We start from the raw sequence: 18,879 nt of genomic DNA on the forward strand, positions 1-18,879 counted from the left end.
CCGCGACCCACGACCGGCCACATCACTCCAGCGAGCGACCCCGACTCACTCCCCGGTACTGCCGGGTCGACGCACGCAGCCCGACGGCATCGCTTTGCCGAGACCGGGCTGTAGGGCACATGATTGGGAAGCGCCGGACCTGCATCGGCCGGCTAGCAATGTCGGCTCACGGGCAACAGAAAAGGCCCGACCAGTAAACGCACTGGTCAGGGCCTTGTGGAGCCGATGACGGGAATCGAACCCGCGCTGTCTGCTTGGGAAGCAGAAGTTCTACCATTGAACTACATCGGCCTACGCGTGAGCGCGTTCGCGAGCCTATCAGACCAGGCACTATCCGATGCAAGTCCTGGTGTGTCGGCCCTGGTGTCAGGCCCTGAGCGGGCCTGGTGACTATTTACGGTCTTGGTGCCGACGGTCTTGCGGTAGGTGTGCGGGTTCATGGGCAGCTCCATCAGGCCCACGCGTTCGCCGGCGTCGGCGGTCAGACGTTGTATGTCGATGGTGGGGGCCCGCTCGAGGTCGTGATCGAGACCGATCGGTATGGGAAGATGGAGTTGGTTCGCGCGATAGACAGCGTGGACCGGTGCACGGCCTCGGGCCGTGGAAATAGCGCAGTGGAGATAGCCGCCAACTGAAGGAGCAACCATGCGCGCCAAATCGAATCAATTCTTCGTATCCATGCTTGCCGTGGTGTCCGGCAGCCTCGTGATCGTGTCCGGTCCGGTCGCCGTGGCTCAACCTTCCTCGGAGCCGACGCAGGAATGTCAATCCGGAGCTACCAAGAACGAAGGCGCCAACTACTGCGTCTGCGGGGAGGACGGCAAGTGGTCCTGCCACCTCCGTGTGCAAGAACGCTAGGTTCCAACCCGGCGGACCTGGATCGCCTCGTCGCCGAATTACGTTCGCGCAGTGAGTGATTCGAACGGCTGTGGCGCGAGGGACGCACCGGGAACCGGCGCAGTGCCCAAAACCCTCTAGCCCGGCCCGACCGTTGTATGACCGGGCATCATGTGCGTCGAAACGCACGGCGGTAGGCGCCAGGGGTCGTACCCACCTGGGTGCGGAAGCGGCGGCGCAGGTTGACCGCCGAGGTGAGGCCGACGCGGAGCGCGATCGCTTCCACTGGCAGGTCCGTCTCCTCCAGCAGGGTGCGTGACTCGGCTATGCGACGGGACAACAGCCACGCGCCCGGGCTCGTGCCGAGCTGGTCGGCGAAGCGTCGGGCCAGCGTGCGGGGCGAGACGCCGAGGTGCGCGGCAAGCTCGCCCACCGACAGCGGCGTCCCGAGGCGGGTGCCGGTCCATTCGAGAAGACCGTCGAGCGCGTCCGCGGGCGGTGGCGGTGCGTACTGCGTCTGGCCGCCTTCACGGTGCGGCGGCATCACCATGTGGCGCGCGACGAGGGCGGCGTGCGCGGCTCCGTGGTCCTGTCGGACGAGGTGCAGGCACAGGTCGATGCCCGCGCCCGCCCCGGCACTGGTGGCGACGTCGCCGTGGTCCACGTAGAGCACATCCGGCCGTACCCGGACCCGGGGGAATTCCCGCTGTAGCAGTGCGGCGTTCGCCCAGTGCGTCGCGGCCGAGCGGTCGTCCAGCAACCCGGTGCGGGCCAGCGCGAAGACTCCTGAGCAAATTGTGACCAGTCGAGCCCCGCGAGCATGTGCCCGCAGCAGCGCGCGGCGTACCCGGTCCGACAGCGGTGCCTCCACCGGCTTCCAGCCCGGGATCAGCACCGTGTCCGCGGCTGCGAGCGCCGAGAGGCCGCTCGTCACCGACATCGCGTAACCGGCCGTCGTCGGTACCGGTCCGGGCGTCTCCGTGCATACCTCGAACTCGTAATATTGCGGCACCCCGACTCGCGTTGTACCGAAAACCTCTGCGGCACAGCCGAGTTCGAATGTCGACTGCACGGGCCGTACCAAGGCCACCACGCGATGCATGGCAGAAATATACCTAACAGTGTCTTTCATGACACTGTCGGCGACAGCCCGCGCACGGCACCGTGGCAGATATGCATCCCGAAATCCTCGCCCAGGACGGCTACACCTCCGTCTCCGTCGACGAATCCCCCGTCCGAGAGCTCTTTCCCGGGATCCGGGTCCGTCCACTGTGGACGGGACCGGCGGGAGCGCACGCCAATGTGCTGGAAATGGACCCGGGCACGTCGTGGCCGCGCCGCGACATCCACGAGCCGGGTCCGGAGGAGGTCTATGTGGTCGCGGGCACGTTCAACGACGGCGCCCGCGATTACCCGGCCGGGACGTTCCTGCACGCCCCGGCCGGATCGTGGCACGTGCCGGCGACCACCACCGGCTGCACGCTATTTGTCTTCTACCCGGAGGGTTAGACGCAGTCGCAGTCGCCGGGCCGGTGAGTCATGCGTTCCACGGTGGGCGGCTGTGCGGCCGACGAGCCACTTCGAGTGAGGCAGTAGTCTCGTCGCGTGCTGCTATCCGATCGTGACATCCGTGCGGAGATCGCCGCTGGGCGTCTCGGCGTCGAGCCGCTTCTGGAATCGCTGATCCAGCCGTCGAGCATCGACGTGCGACTGGACCGAATGTTCCGGGTTTTCGACAACACTCGATACACCCACATCGATCCCGCGCAGCGTCAGGACGAGCTGACCAGCCTGGTCGAGCCCGCCGAGGGCGAGCCGTTCGTGCTGCACCCCGGCGAGTTCGTGCTCGGTTCCACGCTGGAGGTGTGCACGTTGCCAACGGATCTGGCCGGTCGTTTGGAGGGCAAGTCGAGCCTGGGCAGGCTCGGCCTCTTGACGCATTCGACCGCCGGCTTCATCGACCCGGGCTTCAGCGGCCACATCACCCTCGAACTGTCGAATGTGGCGAACCTGCCGATCACGTTGTGGCCGGGCATGAAGGTCGGCCAGCTGTGTCTGCTCCGGCTGACCAGTCCGGCCGAGAACCCGTACGGCAGCGCGAGCACCGGGTCGAAGTACCAAGGCCAGCGCGGTCCGACACCGTCGAAGTCCTACCTGAATTTTCCACTGCCGAAATAGAATTCGGTGCCCGAACCGGGTCCACCCCTGTCGACTGCCATACATGGGGGTGGGCCCGGCTCGGTTCGGAGCCGTGCGACAGCGGGGATCGATGACGCAGAGTCAATCCCCACTGCCCGCTCCCACCGCCAGCGCCGTCGTGATGGTGACGGACAGCGGTGGAAGCGTGTCGCCCCGACGCGGCAGCCCGACCCAGAAGCACCCTTCCCGAGTCCAGCGGCCGAGTCCGGTCGGCAACATCACGGCACTGCCGATGGCAGGTATGTCGATGTCGAGACGGTTCAGTACCTCCAATACCTGTGTCCCCGGCCGGCTGTCCGGCGCGGCAAGGAAGCTCCATCGGATCTGCCTGGCCAGCACGGGGCCCCTCGTCCCCTGCTGTTCCAGTGCCGCCCTGACCTTTTCGGCCCTTGCGGTCGGTAGATGCACGACGCACACTCGACCGGTGATCGGCAGCATCACGAACCCGCCTCGCTCGCTGACCGGTAGCCCGAACTCGTGCCGGTAGTAGGCCACCCAATCGTCGACTGTCTCGAGCCTGTCCACGTTCACGGCCAACTCCTTGCCTCCTGCTACCAGGGTCCCGTCGACCTCGGCGATCCCGCATCGCCCGCGCGCCCGCCTTCCACTGCCATTCCGCTGCCCCTGGTGAACGCCTCGAATTGAATTGCCGCAGTTTGTAGCCGCGCTCACAAACCGCTCGTACCCTGGTAAGGAGTTCGCTCGAAGGGATGACAACGTGGTCCGGCAGTGGTCAGGTGTAGAAGCCCGTGCCCTTCGTGATGCCAAGCGGATGAGTCTTCGGGAGTTCGCGGCACATTTGGGTGTGCACGAGCGTTTGGTATCGAAGTGGGAGGCCGGCGGCGCCCGGGTCCATCCACGTCCGATCAATCAAGCCGCTCTCGATACGTCCTTGGCCAGGTCCGACGATGTTGTGCGGGCACGGTTTGCGGCGCTGATCGACCAACCCATGGTCCATCGGCTTTCCGCACCTGGATTCGATGTGTCTGCCGGTGCCGCGGCGCACGCCAATTATTCGAGCGACGCGGATCTTTTGGCTCTCATAGACGCCGGTGCGATGAGAGGTGATGCGTTAGCAGCGATTTCGGAGAGGGATCTGATCATGGCGGCTGCCCATGAGGCCAGCGAGCACGCCGGCCAGGCCGAGAGCACCAATGTGGGTGCGACCACCTTGGAACAGCTCGACGCCGACGTCACGCGCATCGCGAACGAATACGTACACATCCCACCGGTTCCGATGATGGTGGAGATGCTGCGGGTGCGACGCCGGGTATACCGACTATTGGAGGGCCATCAGCGGCCCGCCGACACCAGTCACCTGTATCTATTGGCAGGCACCCTGTCCGGTCTGCTCGCCAACGCGAGCACCGACCTCGGCTACTACGACGCGGCGGGTGAACAGGCCAGAGCCGCCTGGGCCTATGCGGAGCTATGCGGCCACAACGGACTGCGTTCCTGGACCAGGGGCATGCACGCGCTCATCGAATACTGGTCCGAACGCCCGCGCCGCGCGGTGTTGCTCGCTCAGAGCGGGCAGGAGTTCGCCGAGTCGGCCACCGCCAAGGTGCGACTGCTCAATATCGAGGCCAGGATCTGGTCTCGGCTCGGCAGTGACTCCGACACCGAGCGTTGCATCCGCGCCGCGGACGACGCACGCGATGGCGCCGAGACCGACACCCTGCACGACGAGGTCGGCGGAGTCTTCGGCTTCAACGAGGCGAAGGCCAGCTACTACGCGGGCGCCACCTATATCCATCTCGGTCAGGCGGCGCACGCATTGGCCGCCACTCAGCGGACCATCGAGCTGTATTCGAACGGTCCGTCGGAGCAACGTTCCTATGGCGCCGAATCATTGGCAAGGGTCGACAGCGCCGCCGCGCACTTGATCAACGGCAGCTTGGACGGTGCCGAGGAGGCGCTGCATCCGGTGCTCGGTTTGGCCGAGGACAAGCGCATCTCCCAGTTGGAGGAACGGCTCACCGGAGTGCGCCAGCGCATCGCGGGTCCCGCGTTCCGCGATGCGCTCCAGGCGCGGGTCCTCGATGAGCGGATCGAGGAATTCTGCGGCGTCACCGCCGCCAAGGGCATTCCGCCTGGCAATTCGTCGGGCTGAGCCCGCGACCACGGGATTCCTCGGTTGAAAACTGCTTGCGGTGGGATGGCACCATTGGACGAGTGAGCCCGAGCCATCTACCGCATCATCCGCCGCGTGTCCTGGAGCAGTCGACGAAGCTGCAGGACGTTCTCTACGAGATTCGTGGACCGGTACACGCGCATGCGGCACGGCTGGAGGCCGAGGGGCATCGGATCCTCAAACTCAATATCGGTAATCCCGCCCCCTTCGGGTTCGAGGCCCCCGATGTGATCATGCGCGACATCATCGCCGCGCTGCCGTATGCCCAGGGCTATTCGGAATCGAAGGGCATCCTGTCGGCGCGGCGCGCCATCGTGACCCGCTATGAGCTGGTCGCCGGCTTCCCCGAGCTCGATGTCGACAGCGTATATCTCGGCAACGGCGTCTCCGAGCTGATCACCATCACCATGCAGGCCCTGCTCGACAATGGCGACGAGGTGCTGATCCCCGCGCCCGACTATCCGCTGTGGACGGCGATGACCAGCCTGGCCGGCGGTACTCCGGTGCACTATCTGTGTGACGAGTCCAACAGCTGGCAGCCCGATATCGCCGATATCGAGTCGAAGATCACCGACAAGACCAAGGCCCTGTTGGTGATCAACCCGAACAACCCGACCGGCGCGGTGTACTCCGCCGAGGTCTTGCAGCAGCTGGTCGATATCGCGCGCAAGCATCAGTTGTTGCTGCTCGCAGACGAGATCTACGACAAGATCCTCTATGACGACGCCAAACACATTTCCCTTGCGACGCTCGCGCCCGATCTGCTGTGCCTGACATTCAACGGATTGTCCAAGGCCTATCGGGTCGCGGGCTACCGCTCGGGCTGGCTGGCGATCACCGGGCCGAAGGAGCATGCCGCGGGATTCCTGGAGGGCATCGATTTACTCGCCTCGACGCGGTTGTGCCCGAATGTTCCCGCGCAGCACGCTATTCAAGTGGCCCTCGGCGGGCATCAGAGCATCGAGGATCTGATCCTGCCCGGCGGGCGACTGCTCGAGCAGCGCGACGTCGCGTGGGAGCGGCTGAATATGATCCCCGGTGTCTCGTGTGTGAAGCCGAAGGGCGCGCTGTACGCGTTCCCCCGGCTGGATCCGAACGTCTATGAGATCCACGATGATTCGAAGCTGATCCTGGACCTGCTGTTGCAGGAGAAGATCTTGATGGTGCAGGGCACCGGCTTCAACTGGCCCGATCATGATCATCTGCGGATCGTCACGCTGCCGTGGGCGCGTGATCTCGCGGTCGCCATCGAGCGCTTCGGGAACTTCCTGTCGAACTATCGTCAGTGAGCGGCTGAGGTGGTCGTTCGGGGGTCCAGTGTGTTTTGGGCAACAAAACCGCCCCGCTTACGGTCTAAAAACAGACTCACCGTACGCATATTGGCGAGTTTTCAATACTAGCTAGCGCAAAACAAGACCTTTTGTGTACAGTGGCCCTTGGCGCTTTCGAGTGCCTGGTCGGGTTGTCTACCCCCCCTGGACGATCCGACCTCGAGTTCGGCCGCCTACCCCCCTGGGCGCCAGCTCGCGGGCGGCGGAGACATCCCCCTGCTCTCCGCCGCCCCCTCCAACTTCCTCCAGTTCTGGATTCGCTCCGGATTCCGGATTCCGGATTCCGTACCGAGCACCGCTTGCGAGTTGCTCGAAATTACTCCGGTTCGCCGTGCCGAACTTGAAAATGAAATCCTTTAAGCTCGGCACCGGACAAGCACACGTCCGACAGGCAGGAGCCCGGTAAGTGAGCGCAGCGAGCGCACGGACGACACAGCGCACGGCGGTGTCATGACCGACCATCATCACCACCACGACCATTCCGAACCGCTCGCGATCGGCGCCACTGCCGCCCGCGTCGTGATCGGGCTACTCAGCGTCATCGGCGTGCTCGTCGTGATCGGCGCGATCGTGCTGTGGCCGAGCGCCCAGCATGTCGACATCCCGCTGCCGATGCAGAGCGCGGGTGGCGGCGCGGTGGAGACCGAGGCCGGGACGGTGGTAATGCAGGATGTGGGCGCCTGCGGCAGCTCCTCGATCGGCAAGGTCTTCGTCGACAAGCCCGAGGCGCCACGCAACGCCGCCTACATCTGCCAGCGCAGCCTGATCACCATCGATTCCGGGCCGCACCAGGGCAATCACACGCTGTTCGAAATCGCGCCTGGCCCAGGGCAACCGGACCTGCGCGCCGGTGACCACATCCGGCTGGTCAGACAGACCGATCCGAACGGCACGCCGCTGTACTCCTTCGAGGATTACTCGCGCGGGCTGCCGCTCACGCTGATCGTGCTGGCCTTTGTGGTGGTGGTCGTCGTGGTCGCGCGCTGGCGTGGCCTTCGGGCGCTGCTCGGGCTCGGTTTCGCCTTCGCCGTACTCGTGATGTTCCTGCTGCCCGCGATGTTGGACGGTAAACCCGCGATTCCCGTCGCGCTCGTCTCGGGTGCGCTGATTCTCTATGCCGTGCTGTATCTGGCGCACGGGGTGAACCTGCGGACCAGCTCGGCGTTGCTCGGCACGCTGACCTCGATGGTGCTTGCCGCGGTGTTGTCCTGGGTCGCGATCGAGACCACCCATCTGACCGGGCTCTCGGAGGAGCAGAACACCAACGTCGCCACCTATATTCAGCATGTCAGTATTACCGGACTGCTGTTGGCGGGCTTCATCATCGGCTCACTCGGTGTGCTCAACGATGTCACCATCACCCAGGCCTCTGCCGCGTTCGAGCTGGCCGCCCTCGACGAATCGGCCTCGCGCCGAGAGGTTTTCACCGCCGCCATGCGGGTCGGCCGCGACCATATCGCGAGCACCGTCTACACCCTGGTGCTCGCCTATGCCGGTGGCGCGCTGCCGTTGCTGCTGCTGTTCAGTGTCGCGGGCCGCTCCATCCGTGATGTGCTGACCGGTGACGCGGTGGCCATCGAGATCGCACGCTCAGCGGTCGGCGGCATCGCACTCGCGCTGTCGGTTCCGCTGACGACGGCCATCGCGGTCATCCTCGCGCGTCCGTTCGGCGGCAAGCAGGAGCCGGTCGCACCCGCGCGACATGCGCGGCATTCGAAGGGCTGAGTCCGCTCAGAGCTCGCCGCTCACCTCGGTGGCGGGAACGGGAAGACCTCGGGCGGGATCGTCGGCACCACGATCGGCGGAAGGCCCGGCACGACAATCGTATTCGGGCCGGGTGTGGGGGCAGGTGCGGACGTAGTGGTCTGCCGTCGCGGTGGTGGCGCGGCGACCGATTCCTCGGTCTCGGCCGTGGTACCGGGGGCGACGGCGATCTGCGGGTCGAGCGTGGTGGTGCGCGGCGCGCTGGTCGGTGCGACCGAGGTGGAGCGCTCGCTGCTCTGGGAATCGCGTTCGAGTACCTGCGGTCCGTAACCGAGTCCGAGTCCGATCGCGGCGACCACGGCCAGCGCGCTGACAGTCAACACGGCGCCGTTGATCTCACGCTTGCGACCACGCTGGGGCGGTGCCGATAGCCAGGCGGGGGAGAGTGCGTCGTCATCGAGCATCCCCACGGGAGCGGTGGCCTGCCGGACCGGGCGGACGGGCCGGGCGAGCAGTGCCGCGCCGCGGGTGGTCACCGTCTCCGGACTCTCCGGCACGATGACGGGCACGCCCATCCACCGCTCGAGTACCTTGGCGATCAGCGGAATTCGCGCGCAGCCACCGATCAGGAGTACTCCGTGCACCGGACGATCGGACCGTACGATCACATCGCGCGCCATCCGCGCCGATGATTCGATCGCCAGCATGATCAGCGCTTCGAAGTTCTCCTGTGCCAGCAGCACCAGGCCCTGCTCGCTCGGCAGGGCGACGGCGGTATTGGTCGACAGCTGTTCCTTGGCCTCGCGACAGAGCGCGTCCAACGCGGCAAGGCCCGCCGGATCGGGCGGATGCGCGATGCGTCCCGACGCGATCTGCTGCTCGCGGATCAGCGAATCGAGGTAATCGCCGCTGATATCGCTGGTGCGTTCGCTGTGGCGGACCTCGCGGGTCTGAGTGTCGACGACGCTGACCGAAAGACCTGAGCTGCCGAGGTCGTAGACCACCAGCGATGAGATGCCGCGAATATCGCCGGTGGACTGGGCGAATTCGATCGCCGCGATGATCTCCGGCACGAGTTCGTAATTGGTGAGCTGCTGGCGGGCCATCGACGCCCGGATCGCCCTGGCATGCTGCTCGCTGCGGTAGGCGATCGCGGTGGCCTCGATACCGGGCGTTGCCTCGAGCGTCACGCCGATCGCCTCGGCGGCCAGCTCCTCTACCTGATGCTCGCCGACCGGAATGGTCTGCAGGTCGAACGAATGTGGCGCGATGTGTCCGTGCGAGCTCGCGGCGTGTGGCCGCGCCATACGCACGGCGCCGGCCCCCACCGAAACTCCCAGAACCGAACTCATCAGCTACCCATCTCGTTTCACACTCCACGACATGCGAGCCCATTGCGTCGCCTGTCGGTGGATAGCCCGCTCACGCCGACCATACCGCCGACGATCGGCAATACCTAAGGCAGGACTGGTGGTCCGGCACTTGTCCCGCCTCGCTGTGACGATGGCGACACGCCCTGGTCCCTTACGTTGTCACCTAGGCTGCCGCCTCCGGGACCGTCGCTCGCGTCGCAGGCAACTCTACGGCGTGCCGAGTCCGGCGTACACCCATCCGGCTGCTCTCCAGGTGGCACGATTGAGACAGTTCCTGCCGTCGATGATCGAGCGGCTTCGCACCACCGAGTCCAGGTCTTGTGGGTGCAGCGTGATGAACTCGTCCCACTCGGTGAGCACAAGCACCACATCGGCGCGCTCGCACGCCTCCGTGACCGATGTCGCGTAGTTCAGGGTGGGGAATATGCGGCGCGAATTCTCCAGTGCCTTTGGGTCGTACACGCTGACCACCGCGCCGTGCAGCTGGATCATTCCCGCCACGTTCAACGCGGGAGAGTCGCGCACGTCATCGGATTCGGGTTTGAACGCCGCGCCGAGCACCGCGACATTGGCGCCGAGCAGCGAGCCGCCGCAGGCTCGCGTCGCCATGTCCACCATCTTGGTGCGGCGTCGCATATTGATGTTGTCGACCTCGCGCAGGAAGGCGACGGCATGATTGGCGCCGAGCTCGCCGGAGCGGGCCATGAACGCGCGGATGTCCTTCGGCAGACAACCGCCGCCGAAACCCAGTCCGGCATTGAGGAATCGGCGGCCGATGCGGGCGTCGTAGCCGAGGGCGTCGGCGAGCATCGTCACATCCGCGCCGGTCGCCTCACAGACCTCCGAGACCGCGTTGATGAACGAAATCTTGGTCGCGAGAAAAGCATTCGCCGACACTTTGACCAGCTCGGCGGTGGCGAGATCGGTCAGCAGGAACGGCACGTCGGCCGCTATCGGATCGGCGTAGATTTCGCGGACCAGGTCCTCGACCCATGTCGCCGCCGCACGCTTCTCGTCCACCCCGAGCACCAGTCGGTCCGGGCGCAGCGTGTCCTTCACCGCGAAGCCCTCCCGCAGGAACTCCGGATTCCAGGCCACCTCCACCTCGGTGTTCGTCAGCGCGCGGGCCCGCGCGCCGAGTGCCGCCGCGGTACCGACCGGCACCGTCGACTTTCCGATGATCACCGAGGGTCGTTCCAGCATCGGCGCGAGCGTATCGACAACGGCGTGAACATATTTCAGGTCGGCGGCATACTCGCCCTTCTTCTGCGGAGTCCCGACGCCGAGGAAATGCATCTCCGCGTGCGCGGCCGCTTCCTCGTAGGAGGTGGTGAACCGCAGCCTGCCCGCGTCGAGGTTGCGCCGCAGCACTTCCTCCAGGCCCGGCTCATAAAATGGCACGACCCCATCGGAGAGTTTCGCGACCTTGCCGGGGTCGACGTCCACACCGATCACGTCATGCCCGAGTTCCGCCATGCACGCTGCGTGCGTGGCCCCGAGGTACCCGGTTCCGAAGACTGTGCATCGCATGATCGATTGATAGGCCCCGCCAATGGCCACACCGCGTCACCGAGGCAAGAGTCGAGGCAACAGCAGGTGTACATGTGGCGACATGAATCCCGAACACCATGCTGACCTGCGAACTCTCGCTCCGCGACGCCCCGGCTACCATCGAGCGGGTGCGCCGCCGACGAGCAACTTGGCTCCTATCGAGCTTCGTGGTGGTTATCGCCGTCCTCGTCGCCGCGCTGTGGCCGGTGTATGTCGACCCGCGCGTCGACCAGCCCGAAACGGCGGATGCCATCCTCGTCCTCGGCGGCGCTCACGACGGCCGTGAACAACTGGCCCTACGCCTGGCCCACGAAGGCTACGCGCCACGGGTCCTGCTGTCGGACCCCTACGAAAAAAGTCCGATGATCAACCGAATCTGTCACGGCGGCTACAGCTTCGAAGTCATCTGCTTCGACCCGTCACCGCGCACCACCCGAGGCGAAGGTCGCGAGCTGGCCGAACTGGCCCGAGCAGGCAACTGGCACCGAGTAATCGTCATAACCTTCACCCCCCATATATCCCGCTCCCGCTACATCCTCGAAAGGTGCTGGGACGGCGAACTCCTCCTGGTCGACCCGCGCCCCCATCTCTCGGTAGCCCGCTGGGCTCATCACTACCTCTACCAATCCGCGGGCTACCTCAAAGCCGCTTTCGAAGACTGCTGACCCGCGCCCGCAGTATCGAAGAGCAAACTGCTGGCGGGTGGCGTCAGTTTGATTTGCGGGTGCGACAGACGTAGATTGCGTCTCGTGGGAGCCGGTGGCTCGCACCGATGCAATGACGCGCACCCTCTGGGAGGGCAGATGGATTACGACTGGTCAGAGGCCGATTTGGCTTTTCGCGACGAGGTGCGGGGCTTTCTCGACGCGCGGCTGACGCCGGAGTTGCGGCGAGCCGGACGGCTGGCGACGAGTGTGTATCCCGACCACGAGGCCAGCATGCGGTGGCAGCACATCCTGCATGAGCGGGGATGGGCGGCGCCCGCCTGGCCGGTCGAGCACGGGGGGTGCGATTGGAGTTTGGTCCAGCACTACATCTTCAACAGGGAGTCGACGCTTGCGGGCGCGCCCGCGCTCTCGCCGATGGGGATCAGGATGGTGGCGCCCGCGATCATCGCGTTCGGGACGCCGGAGCAGAAGTCGTATTATCTGCCGCGCATCCTGACCGGCGAAATCTTCTTCTGCCAGGGATACTCGGAGCCGGAAGCAGGCTCGGACCTGGCCTCGCTCACGATGGCCGCGGTCGAGGACGGCGATGATCTCCTCTGCACCGGGAGCAAGATCTGGACTACCCATGCGACCGAGGCGAATTGGATCTTCTGCCTGGTACGCACCTCCCGCGACGGCAAGAAGCAGCAGGGCATCACGTTCCTGCTGATCGATATGACCACGCCGGGTATCGAGGTGCGTCCGCTGGTGATGACCTCAGGTGAAGAGGTGCAGAACCAGGTCTTCTTCGACCAGGTCCGGGTGCCGAAGAGCAATGTGCTCGGGCAGATCGATAACGGCTGGACCGTGGCGAAGTACCTGCTCGTACACGAGCGCGGTGGCGCGGCGTCGCCGTGGCTGCAGGTAATGGCGCAGGGTGTGGCCGATGCCGCGGCGAATCAGCCCGGGCAAGACGGTAATCCGCTGATCGACGATCCGGCGTTCTCGGCAAAGCTCGCCGACGCGCGGATTCGCACCGAGGTGCTCGAAATCCTCGAATACCGAACTCTTTCCGCGATGGCGCGGGGTAAGAACCCCGGACCCGCCTCGTCGATGCTCAAAGTGCTCGGCACCGAATTGAGCCAGCGGATCACCGAACTCGCGCTGGAGGCTGCGGGGCCGCGCGGCCGCGTCTACCAGCCACACGCCACCGAGCCGGGCGGCCCGATCGCCGAATTCACCCCGCCCGCAGACGGTTACCGCAGCGGCGAGGACTGGCAAGCCGTCGCGCCGCTGCGCTACTTCAACGACCGGGCAGGCTCGATCTACGCGGGCAGCAACGAAATTCAGCGAAACATCCTCGCCAAGGCAGCATTGGGGCTCTGATGGACTTCTCACTCACCGACGAGCAGGAACAGCTCCGCGACGCGATCGCCGGATTCCTCGGTGCCCGCTATGAACTGGAGAAAAGCCGCAGCGCCGCCAAGTCGGACGTGGGCTGGCAGCCGGCCATCTGGCGCGGTTTCGCCGAGGAACTCGGCATTCTCGGCGCGACCCTGCCGGAGCGGGTCGACGGCATGGGCGGCGGCCCGATCGAACTGATGGTGATCACCGAGGAACTCGGCCGTGCGCTCGTCGTCGAACCGTACGTCGATACGGTCGTGGTCGGCGCGGGTCTGCTCGGCCGCTCCGGCGGCGCGCGGGCCGAGGATGTGTTGCGGCAGATCGTGTCCGGTGCTGCCCGCATCGCGTTCGCCGCGCTGGAACCGACGTCGGGCCCGACCTTCCACGACGTGTCGAGCACTGCGCGCAGGGACGGTGACGGGTGGGTGCTCGACGGTGCGAAGATCGTCGTGACGAGCGCGCCGCTGGCGACCCACCTGATCGTCACCGCCCGCACGTCCGGCGAGCGGCGCGACAAAGCCGGTGTGTCGCTGTTCCTTACCGAGTTCGACGCGGCCAACCCACCCGCCGGCGTGGAGGTGCACACCTACCGGACGATCGATGACAGGGTCGGCTCCGATATCACCTTTACCGGCTTCCGCCTTCCGGGTGACTCGCTGCTCGGTACCGAAGGCGCCGCCTGGGAAGCCATCGACGCCACCGTGGACGAGGCGACAGTGGCGATCACGTCCGAGGCCGTCGGCTGCATGCGAAAGGTGCTCGCGGACACCGTCGAATACGCCGTACAGCGCAGGCAGTTCGGCGTGCCGATCGGCAGCTTCCAGGCACTACAGCACCGCATGGTCGACATGTATATGGAACTGGAGCAGGCCATCGCCGCGGTGTATCTCGCGGTCTACTCGTTGGGTGCGCCCGCAGCCGACCGCGCGCGCTCGGTGTCGGCGGCGAAGGTCACCATCGGTCGTGCGGCGCGTTTCATCGGTCAGAATGCGGTGCAGCTGCACGGCGCCATGGGCATGACCGAAGAACTCGCGATCGGCCACTACTTCAAGCGGCTGACCGCGATCGAAAGCGAATTCGGCTCCAGCGACCAGCATCTCGCCCGGTACGCCGCACTCACGAGGTGAACTGCGCTACGGCGCCTATCAGGGGCGTGCCAGGCGTCCAGTAGACCTATATCTGCGCCTTACACAGCTCGGCCCGGGTTCGCGATGCGGACCCGGGCCGAGCTGAATGGATTCAGTTGTTGTCGGTCAGTTCTTTCGACCCGGTGTCTTGGCACCGGACTTGAAGCCGAGGCCGCCCGGCTTGGCGGCCGGGGGAGCGGCCTCGGGAGCTCCGTTGCCGTTGGACGGTTGCTCGGGTTGCTGAGCTGATTCCGTCTGGGCTTCGGCGTTCGGTGCTTCCGCTGCCGGAGCCGGTTCGACCGGTGCCGGGGTGGCGGTGCCCGGCGCCTTCGGGCCGGGGCGTTTGAGGCCGGACTTCATGGCGAGGCCCTTGACCGGTGCCGTCGGCTTGGATTCGGTGACTCCCGAAACCGGCTCGGCGGCGGCCGTTTCCGTAGTCTCAGCCGGTGCTTCGGCAGGGACGGCCGCGGCGGGTGCTTTGGCAGCAGGTGCTTTGGCGCCAGGTGCCTTTGCCGCACCCTTCATGGCGAGGCCGGGCGCCTTACCGCCACCCTTCATCGCCAGGCCCTTCACGGGCGTCGCGGGTGCCTCGGCTTCGGCCGCGGGTGCTTCGGCCGCGGGTGCGGTCTCGGCGGTCGGAGCCGTTTCTGCCTTGGCGCCGGGAGCTTTGGCCGCGCCTTTCATGGCCAAGCCCTTGCCGCCGGGTGCCTTCGCGGGGCCCTTCATCGCCAGGCCCTTTGCCGGTGCGGCGGGAGCCGAGGTGGCCTCCTCGGCCGGAGCTTCCTCGGATGCCTTGGCGCCGGGGGCTTTCGCCGCGCCCTTCATGGACATCCCGCCGCCGGGTGCTTTCGCCGCGCCCTTCATGCCGAGCCCGCCCGGTGTTTTCGCGGGGCCCTTCATTGCCAAGCCGCCACCCGTGGGTGCTGTCTTGGCCGCCGGTGCTTGCGCGACCCGGGCCGGTTCCGGCTCTGCCTCGGGGGTTTCCTCGACGACCGGCGCCTTCGGTTCCTGCACCACGGCCAGATTCTCGGTCAGCTTCGCGGCATCGACGCGGTCGATGGAGTCGAGCATGAGCTGCGCGACGTCGACGACCTCGACGCCCGCACCGATGCCTTGTTCTTGGCGGGCGGTGACACCGTCGGTGAGCATCACCCGGCAGAACGGGCAGCCGGTCGCGATCTTGGCGGGCGAGGTGGCGAGCGCTTCGTCGACACGATCGACATTGATGCGCTTACCGAGCTGCTCCTCCATCCACATGCGGGCGCCACCGGCGCCACAGCACATGGAGCGTTCGCCGTGGCGCGGCATTTCGATGAGGGTGGAGCCGGAGGCCTCCATCAGCTCACGAGGTGCGTCGTAGACCTTGTTGTGCCTGCCCAGGTAGCAGGGGTCGTGGTAGGTGATGTTCTGCGACACCGGCGCGACCGGGATCAGCTGCTTGGCCCGCACGAGCCGGTTCAGCAACTGGGTGTGGTGCACGACCTCGTAGTTGCCGCCGACCTGTGGGTACTCGTTGTTCAGGGCGTTGAAGCAGTGCGCACAGGTGACGACGATCTTCTTCTTGCTCTGTTCGACGCCGTCGAAGACCGAGTTCAACACCTCGATGTTCTGCGCGGCCAGCTGCTGGAACAAGAATTCGTTACCGGCGCGGCGGGCGGAGTCACCGGTGCAGGTCTCGTCCGCGCCGAGCACCATGAACTTGGTGCCTGCCGTGGCGAGTAGTTCGGCGACGGCCTTGGTGGTCTTCTTCGCCCTGTCCTCGTATGCGCCCGCGCAGCCGACCCAGAACAGGTACTCATAGCCGTCGAAGCTGTCGGCGTCCTTACCGAAGACCGGGATCTGGAAGTCCATCTCGTTGATCCAGTTGAGCCGGTCCTTGGAGTTCTGGCCCCAGGGGTTGCCCTTGTTCTCCAGGTTCTTGAACAGCCCGGCCAGCTCGGACGGGAACTCGGACTCGATCAGCACCTGGTAGCGGCGCATGTCGATGATGTGATCGACATGCTCGATATCGACGGGGCACTGCTCGACGCACGCGCCACAGGTGGTGCACGACCACAGCACTTCCGGATCGATGATGCCGCCGGCTTCGATATCCCCGACAAGGGGCCGCTCGGCCTCGGCCTTCGCCGCGTCCGAAATCTTGGCGAGTGCGGCTTCGTCCGGCTTACCCTCGGCGTCGACGAGACCGACCTCGTCGCCGGCCATGTCCTTGCGGCCACCGGCCAGCAGGTACGGGGCCTTGGCGTAGCCGTGGTCGCGCAACGACATGATCAGCAGCTTCGGCGAGAGCGGCTTACCGGTATTCCATGCCGGACACTGCGACTGGCAGCGCCCGCACTCGGTGCAGGTGGTGAAGTCCAGCCAGCCCTTCCACGAGAAGTCCTCGACCCGCCCGGCACCGAAGGTGTCGTTGTCGGGATCAGCCGACTCCATGTCGATCGGCTGACCCTTCGACATCATCGGCTTGGCCGCGCCCAGCGCGACACCGCCGTCGTCTTCACGCTTGAAGTAGATGTTCGGGAATGCCGAGAACCGGTGCCACGCAACGCCCCATGTGGTGTTGCGGCCGACCAGGTACAGGAATGCCATGCCGGACATCAGCTTCACGAACGCGAAAAGCGCGACCATGGTGGTACTCGCGGGGAGCAGCTCGGCGACCTGCATGGTGAAGAAGTCGGTCGCCGCGTTCGAGTGGCCGTAGGCGGCGATCTTGCCCGCCTTCACCATGACCATGCCGAGACCCTCGATCAGCACGATCGCCTCGATCACGTACGCGGGTGCGAACTTGGAGCCGGTGAAGCGGGCGAGCCGCTCGGGCACCCTCGGGTGGTTCAGCTGACGGATGATGATCAACGTCGTGATGCCGATCACGGTGCCGATGCCGAGGATCTCGTCCCACAGGTGGTAGATCGCCCAGTTGCCGATGATCGGCCAGTGGAACTCCGGGTCGAAGGTCTGGCCGTATGCCTCGAACCACAGCATGAAGCCGCCGAGGAATCCGACCATCACCAGCCAGTGCGCCCATCCGACGGTGCGGAACTTGTTCATGCGGGTGTGCGCGATGAACTCGATGAGCATCTGCTTCGAGCGGGGGAAGAACGGTCGCCAACGGTCCGGCGCGGCCTGGCCGATCATGATGGCGCGGACGATATTTCGTACGCCGCCGAAGAACGACGCCCAACACAGGAGGCTGAGCGTCGCCCCAATCGTGCCCAGCGTCACTGTCAGGGCATTCATGTCGCGACCTTTCTTGTAGAGGCAACACGAGTTCGGAGAAGGCTGTGCGCCGCCCCGGTTGGCTCGTATCCTAACCGCCGGTAAGTTACCCACCGGTAACAACTAGTCTTCATCGTACGATCGCTAGCTGGGCGGTGCCCCGTCTTACTGGGGCTCGACCCAAAATTCACCTGTGATGAGCGTCACATAAAATCTTGCGATCCTACAGTGTCTAGTAGCGACCACCACCGTAAACGTCGCCCCATGCGTTCCTGTCGGTAAGGACAGGCTTAGTCCTCGGTGTTCCCATGGTTAGTAATGCATCTCGCAGTTTGAACGCGGTTCGATTACGCTCACGTCGTTCTGTTCGCTGTGCCTGTATTCACACTGCTCGGGGAGAGTATGGGGTCGGACCGCCCATTGGGCTGATGAGCTCTCGCGTGACGAAAACGGCTCAGGAACAACCGGATGATGGATTGGAAACTGAATGAATTTCCGCAGAACCACTGCGGCTTCGGCGTTGGTCATCGGTGCGATGACCATCGGCCTCGGCACTGCACATGCTGAGCCTGTAGCTGCGGCGCCTCAGCCTCTCAGCTATTCCGTCAAGCTGGTCGACAAGGTCGTCGTGGCGACCCTCAAGGGTGGAACCTTCTCGCTGAGCGAGAAGGAGGGGGCCACTCCGGAGGACCCCAAGACCACCCTCGTGGACATCAAGGACGGCCACGGCGCCACGCTCATCTCGTACCCCCTCGACTACAAGGTCGAGGGCACCGAAATCCCGGTCAAGCCGGAGCTGAAGAAGGACAACACCGTCCTGGAGCTCCTCCCGGAGAAGCCCGCCAACCTCTCGATCTCGCAGCCGCTCGCGGTCAAGCCGGCCGTCTCGGCCAAGCCGATCGCTTCGGCTACCGAGGACCAGCGTGCGATGAACGCGTTCTCCAGCCAGTTCGGTATCGCCACCGCGATCGGTGGATTCATCGGTACCGCACTCGGTTTCGTCGTCGGCGGTGTGCTCGGCTGCATCATCGGTGTCGTGCTCGGGTGCCTGCCCGGCTTCACTGTCGGCGCCGGTATCGGCGGCATCCTCGGCACCATCGCCGTTGGTGGACCGACTCTGGTCGCGGCGGGTATCGATCTGCTCAACACCATGCAGGCGGCACCCAACAGCAGCAAGTACGCGGAGAAGCCCGCGGAGCAGCCCGCTCCGGTGGCCGCCCCCGCCCCCGTGGCGGAGCCGCAGCCCGCGCCCGGCAACTGATTCGAATTTCGCCGGGCCGCCCGGCCTGGTTCGTTCGGAGTTCGTGATCGAACGGTCCGTTCCCTTCGGGGAGCGGACCGTTCGTCGTTGTCGGA

15 protein-coding genes and 1 tRNA gene are annotated in these 18,879 nt (G+C 65.5%); 10 read left to right on the forward strand and 6 right to left on the reverse strand.

From position 1 onward, the window contains the following. Positions 1–217: 217 nt before the first annotated feature. A tRNA-Gly gene (locus ACLMAJ_RS08415) sits at positions 218–291 on the reverse strand. Between the two features lie 354 nt (positions 292–645). Here ACLMAJ_RS08415 and ACLMAJ_RS08420 point away from each other — a divergent pair. Next, a complete protein-coding gene (locus ACLMAJ_RS08420) occupies positions 646–858 on the forward strand; it encodes a hypothetical protein (protein ID WP_412012962.1) in 213 nt (70 codons plus the stop codon). Positions 859–1,006: 148 nt separating this feature from the next. Here the strand turns inward: ACLMAJ_RS08420 and ACLMAJ_RS08425 are convergent, their stop codons facing one another. Then, positions 1,007–1,939, reverse strand: coding sequence for a GlxA family transcriptional regulator (locus ACLMAJ_RS08425; RefSeq protein ID WP_412012963.1), 933 nt, complete (start codon positions 1,937–1,939; stop codon positions 1,007–1,009). Between the two features lie 71 nt (positions 1,940–2,010). Here ACLMAJ_RS08425 and ACLMAJ_RS08430 point away from each other — a divergent pair, with 71 nt between their 5' ends. Together ACLMAJ_RS08430 and dcd are read left to right on the forward strand one after the other, a co-directional pair. Beyond that, positions 2,011–2,346, forward strand: a complete 336-nt coding sequence (locus ACLMAJ_RS08430; protein WP_412012964.1) for a cupin domain-containing protein — start codon at positions 2,011–2,013, stop codon at positions 2,344–2,346. A 96-nt stretch (positions 2,347–2,442) separates the two neighbouring features. Further along, positions 2,443–3,015 carry a dCTP deaminase gene (gene dcd, locus ACLMAJ_RS08435; RefSeq protein WP_412012965.1) on the forward strand — a complete coding sequence of 191 codons (573 nt, stop codon included), beginning with the start codon at positions 2,443–2,445 and terminating at the stop codon, positions 3,013–3,015. A gap of 102 nt (positions 3,016–3,117) precedes the next feature. Here dcd and ACLMAJ_RS08440 read toward each other — a convergent pair whose 3' ends face one another. Continuing rightward, positions 3,118–3,567, reverse strand: coding sequence for a hypothetical protein (locus tag ACLMAJ_RS08440; protein WP_412012966.1), 450 nt, complete (start codon positions 3,565–3,567; stop codon positions 3,118–3,120). 241 nt (positions 3,568–3,808) lie between these two features. Here ACLMAJ_RS08440 and ACLMAJ_RS08445 point away from each other — a divergent pair, with 241 nt between their 5' ends. The 3 genes from ACLMAJ_RS08445 (at position 3,809) to ACLMAJ_RS08455 (ending at position 8,226) form a co-directional block, all read left to right on the forward strand. Further along, positions 3,809–5,149, forward strand: coding sequence for a helix-turn-helix domain-containing protein (locus ACLMAJ_RS08445; RefSeq protein WP_479725028.1), 1,341 nt, complete (start codon positions 3,809–3,811; stop codon positions 5,147–5,149). 53 nt (positions 5,150–5,202) lie between these two features. Then, on the forward strand, positions 5,203–6,459 hold the full coding sequence (locus ACLMAJ_RS08450; protein ID WP_412013263.1) for a pyridoxal phosphate-dependent aminotransferase: 1,257 nt from the start codon (positions 5,203–5,205) through the stop codon (positions 6,457–6,459). A 492-nt stretch (positions 6,460–6,951) separates the two neighbouring features. Next, entirely contained in the window at positions 6,952–8,226 is a 1,275-nt protein-coding gene (locus ACLMAJ_RS08455; RefSeq protein ID WP_412012968.1) for a YibE/F family protein, read from the forward strand. A gap of 20 nt (positions 8,227–8,246) precedes the next feature. Here ACLMAJ_RS08455 and ACLMAJ_RS08460 read toward each other — a convergent pair whose 3' ends face one another. Continuing rightward, a complete protein-coding gene (locus tag ACLMAJ_RS08460) occupies positions 8,247–9,557 on the reverse strand; it encodes a DUF7159 family protein (protein WP_412012969.1) in 1,311 nt (436 codons plus the stop codon). Positions 9,558–9,785: 228 nt separating this feature from the next. Continuing rightward, a complete protein-coding gene (locus ACLMAJ_RS08465) occupies positions 9,786–11,108 on the reverse strand; it encodes a UDP-glucose dehydrogenase family protein (RefSeq protein ID WP_412012970.1) in 1,323 nt (440 codons plus the stop codon). 149 nt (positions 11,109–11,257) lie between these two features. On the opposite strand from ACLMAJ_RS08465, the gene ACLMAJ_RS08470 reads away from it, so the two are divergent. The 3 genes from ACLMAJ_RS08470 (at position 11,258) to ACLMAJ_RS08480 (ending at position 14,307) form a co-directional block, all read left to right on the forward strand. Then, positions 11,258–11,794, forward strand: a complete 537-nt coding sequence (locus ACLMAJ_RS08470) for a YdcF family protein (RefSeq protein ID WP_412012971.1) — start codon at positions 11,258–11,260, stop codon at positions 11,792–11,794. 138 nt (positions 11,795–11,932) lie between these two features. Beyond that, complete coding sequence (locus ACLMAJ_RS08475) at positions 11,933–13,162, forward strand: acyl-CoA dehydrogenase family protein (protein WP_412012972.1); 1,230 nt, start codon at positions 11,933–11,935, stop codon at positions 13,160–13,162. After that, positions 13,162–14,307 (forward strand): acyl-CoA dehydrogenase family protein, encoded by a 1,146-nt coding sequence (locus tag ACLMAJ_RS08480; protein WP_412012973.1) that lies wholly within the window; start codon positions 13,162–13,164, stop codon positions 14,305–14,307. The genes ACLMAJ_RS08475 and ACLMAJ_RS08480 overlap by 1 nt, the downstream gene beginning before the upstream one ends. A gap of 126 nt (positions 14,308–14,433) precedes the next feature. Here ACLMAJ_RS08480 and ACLMAJ_RS08485 read toward each other — a convergent pair whose 3' ends face one another. Then, on the reverse strand, positions 14,434–17,544 hold the full coding sequence (locus ACLMAJ_RS08485; RefSeq protein WP_412012974.1) for a (Fe-S)-binding protein: 3,111 nt from the start codon (positions 17,542–17,544) through the stop codon (positions 14,434–14,436). Between the two features lie 466 nt (positions 17,545–18,010). Between ACLMAJ_RS08485 and ACLMAJ_RS08490 the strand changes: the two genes are divergently transcribed. Further along, the gene (locus ACLMAJ_RS08490) at positions 18,011–18,784 is read left to right on the forward strand and encodes a DUF8020 domain-containing protein (RefSeq protein ID WP_412012975.1); all 774 of its coding nucleotides are present in this window, start codon (positions 18,011–18,013) and stop codon (positions 18,782–18,784) included. Positions 18,785–18,879: the final 95 nt, after the last annotated feature.

The organism is Nocardia arseniciresistens, assembly GCF_046764875.1.
Classification (GTDB): Bacteria; Actinomycetota; Actinomycetes; order Mycobacteriales; family Mycobacteriaceae; genus Nocardia; species Nocardia arseniciresistens.

Bases quoted from the DNA above. Each gene is read 5' to 3' on its own strand.
- ACLMAJ_RS08465 (WP_412012970.1), bottom strand. From the start codon at position 11,108: ATGCGATGCACAGTCTTCGGAACCGGGTACCTCGGGGCCACGCACGCA.
- ACLMAJ_RS08420 (WP_412012962.1), top strand. From the start codon at position 646: ATGCGCGCCAAATCGAATCAATTCTTCGTATCCATGCTTGCCGTGGTG.
- ACLMAJ_RS08430 (WP_412012964.1), top strand. From the start codon at position 2,011: ATGCATCCCGAAATCCTCGCCCAGGACGGCTACACCTCCGTCTCCGTC.
- ACLMAJ_RS08445 (WP_479725028.1), top strand. From the start codon at position 3,809: ATGAGTCTTCGGGAGTTCGCGGCACATTTGGGTGTGCACGAGCGTTTG.
- ACLMAJ_RS08460 (WP_412012969.1), bottom strand. From the start codon at position 9,557: ATGAGTTCGGTTCTGGGAGTTTCGGTGGGGGCCGGCGCCGTGCGTATG.
- ACLMAJ_RS08475 (WP_412012972.1), top strand. From the start codon at position 11,933: ATGGATTACGACTGGTCAGAGGCCGATTTGGCTTTTCGCGACGAGGTG.
- ACLMAJ_RS08490 (WP_412012975.1), top strand. From the start codon at position 18,011: ATGAATTTCCGCAGAACCACTGCGGCTTCGGCGTTGGTCATCGGTGCG.
- ACLMAJ_RS08425 (WP_412012963.1), bottom strand. From the start codon at position 1,939: ATGCATCGCGTGGTGGCCTTGGTACGGCCCGTGCAGTCGACATTCGAA.
- ACLMAJ_RS08485 (WP_412012974.1), bottom strand. From the start codon at position 17,544: ATGAATGCCCTGACAGTGACGCTGGGCACGATTGGGGCGACGCTCAGC.
- ACLMAJ_RS08455 (WP_412012968.1), top strand. From the start codon at position 6,952: ATGACCGACCATCATCACCACCACGACCATTCCGAACCGCTCGCGATC.
- ACLMAJ_RS08480 (WP_412012973.1), top strand. From the start codon at position 13,162: ATGGACTTCTCACTCACCGACGAGCAGGAACAGCTCCGCGACGCGATC.